Source organism: Candidatus Aquicultor sp. (genome assembly GCF_054640775.1).
Window position 1 is genome coordinate 1 of the sequence record NZ_JBTSLF010000291.1, and the last position, 2,860, is coordinate 2,860.

A 2,860-nucleotide genomic window follows, 5' to 3' on the forward strand; every position below is an offset into this window, starting at 1 on the left:
GACGAATCTGAAGGGCGCACTCAAATCGGGACCAAGCTTCTTTTTCCTCCGCGCCTTCCGGTGCCTGTTTCTCCGGCCACGCCATGATCAAGCCCTTTGAGTCCGCTCAGATCAAAATTGATAGAGCGAAACGGCACCTGCAAGAGTTTCGCTCAGAAGTCGATAACTTTTTCAAGCGAGGCTCCGCTTACGTAGCTTTGGAGATAGCTCCAGAATACGGCGAAGCCGCGGGCATTAAGGTCAGCGCGTTCACTTATCGACAAAGTGAACCAATACCTAATGCTTGGGCCGCTATCATAGGCGACGTGTTCCATAATTTACGCGGATCATTGGACCTAATGGCTACGGATGCACATCGCGTTTCCGGCTGCAATCCGAACCATATTAGTGACGTGCATTATCCATTCTGCAAAGACAAAGACGATCTGCGGGAGGTTCTGCGCCGCCGCAAACTTAGCAAAATCCACCAGACCTTTTTAGACATCATCGAGCAGACGGCTCCATACAAAACAGGGAACCATGGCCTAAGGGCCATCCACGATCTGGACATTCTAGATAAGCATCAGGCCCTTGTTCCTACCATCGCGGTAGTGGAAATTAATTGGCCGGTGCCAATCACTTCGGGGCAGCCAAAGTTCGCGACGACGCTAGCGAAAGATGGGCAGCGTCTTATGATCTTCCCTTCCGCCTTTGCGGGCGCCATACCGCCTGACACGCGCATTAAGGCCGACTTTTCAATTGTCTTCAGCGGTCAACCTTTTTTGGGCTCCGACGTCGCCAAACAGCTTCAGGCGTGCATCGACAGCATTGAAGTCATTCGAACGTTGTTCAGTTCGGCAGCCGACAACATAGCCTCTAGCGGCATAGCTAGCCCTTAAAGCCAACTCATACGGCATCGGATCATAATCAAGGAATCCATCGGGATTGCACAATTCATCGCGGTCGCCGGCCTGTCGGCTGCTATCTACCATTTGCACCTCCTACATCAGGATGGTAATTGCCCGAGGAATCCTGCGGCAACTGGCCGTCATCCGTCATCCATTGTTTCCATCCACACATGGCGCTTCAGCTACCACACTTCGTCGCCGCGACTACCGATCATTTGATCTGCCATGACCAAAATGGGCGGCTGAAAACGGCCTTATAACTTGACCCACCTCGCGATGGGTTTAAGGCTCTGCAATCGTTTTGACCGCAATGGGAACCTTATGAGAATGACCAATCTCCGGCGAATTGTCTGCGTTGCCGCCCTTTTCGCCGCGACTGCTACGCCTGCATTCGCTCAAAGTTTTTCGCCAGCAGACGCGATATGTGGGCTTATAAATTTCCAGTTCTGCCCCCAAGGCGTGCCGGCGACACCGCCGCACGCTGATGCGGCGCCAGCCTTCGCAACGCCTCCGACCGAACAAAAGGCCGCAGCACTGCCCGAAAAGCATAAGAAGCTGGCACTGCACAAGAAGCGCGCGAAGAAAGTTAGCCATAAGACGGTCAAACCGAAATCATTCACGCCAGCAAAGACGGCGGATTGACCAGCACGCGGGCGCGCCGCAGCACCGCCCAATCAAACATTCAGCCCTGCGCTATCGAGCTTCGGCCAGCGCCGAAGGTTCGTTCTCATGTCGCCACGAGATTGGATCGTGACGTTGTGCGTCGAACTGCGGTCGTTGATATCGACCTGCAGATGGCCACCAACGCCCGCTGGAGCCTTGCCGGCACTATCATGGCCATCTGTAAGGCCGGTGGCCTTGCGCGGCGGTCCGTCTTCAAGCCGCTTGGCCCAGCCTTCACCATAAGAGCCGCGCAGCCGCGACTGACCACCCGGATCGGCCGGCCTTTCATACGTATGGACAAGGCCATGCGTGGCTTGCCCAATCGAGATTTTGTCGCGGCGCAATTGCTCCCACAACTTCGGGTAGCGGTGTTTAATCTCCCATTCCTCGGCAAGCAGCTGGTCCGCGTGAGACGTCGATTTACCCCAAACGTCAATTCCGGTGTGCTTCATGATATCGGCACGACGCGCCGGATCCCATTGGACGGCACCGCCAGAATTATGACTGCCATCCCAATGCAGGCCCCAGCGCCCACGGCCGGTTGCCGCCCCGCGCGCAAGTGTGCCTTCGCCTTGCTCATTACCAACAAAGCCTAGAGCCGCGTTGCGGCTAAATCCTTGCTTGCGCCAAAACTCGTATGTTTCCTTGGCATTTGAAGCCATGCCCTTGGACACGCGCAAATGGGCAGCACCGGTTGGCTCATTCGGCCCTAGTAAATCGCCACCGCGTTCAGCGCGCCCAATCGAGCGGCCAGCAGCAGTGGCTGAGTTGCCAGACTCATACGATGCCTTCGTAAAGCCGCTAGCGTTGTTGCCCCCCGCACCAGCGCCATCAGCACCAACCGACTGGTCAACCATAAGCTCACGGAAGGCCGCTAGGAACCCGATCTTAGTTCCGCTTGCAATCACACCTTCAAAGCCAGACATGCCGCCCATGAGACCGCTACGCCCATTGGTAACGAATGCCGTGTTGTGCAGCAGCCCGCGATAGTCAGGGCCGCCGCCGTCGTTGCTGCCGCGGAAAGAGGATTTGTGCAAGAGTTTCGAATAGAAGTCGACGTCGCCCTGAAACATTTTGCGATCGGCGCCGCCGTTCGGATGTTCCTTATCATATTCCTGTAAACGCTGCTTAGCGGTGCCGAGCAGCTTTCGCGCTTCATCGTCGCCGCCGTCTTTGCGCTGCAGCTTTCGCGCCGCGTCGATGGCTTGTACGTCGCGCGCTTTTCTGCTCTCGATATCAGTGCCCGCAGCTTTCTGCTTTTCTACTTGTCCCTTCGCCCAGTCGCGATCCAGGATACCGTGACCCGCATC

The 2,860-nt window shown here is 56.3% G+C and carries 3 protein-coding genes; 2 read left to right on the plus strand and 1 reads right to left on the minus strand.

Going from position 1 to position 2,860, the window contains the following annotated elements:
- The first annotated feature begins 83 nt into the window (after positions 1–83).
- Entirely contained in the window at positions 84–878 is a 795-nt protein-coding gene (locus tag ACYC56_RS14325; RefSeq protein ID WP_461374849.1) for a hypothetical protein, read from the plus strand.
- A 270-nt stretch (positions 879–1,148) separates the two neighbouring features.
- Positions 1,149–1,529 (plus strand): hypothetical protein, encoded by a 381-nt coding sequence (locus ACYC56_RS14330; RefSeq protein WP_461374850.1) that lies wholly within the window; start codon positions 1,149–1,151, stop codon positions 1,527–1,529.
- A gap of 32 nt (positions 1,530–1,561) precedes the next feature.
- On the opposite strand, the gene ACYC56_RS14335 is transcribed toward ACYC56_RS14330, so the two are convergent.
- Positions 1,562–2,860 (minus strand): phage tail tip lysozyme (locus ACYC56_RS14335; protein WP_461374851.1); only part of this gene is annotated, 1,299 nt, incomplete at its 5' end.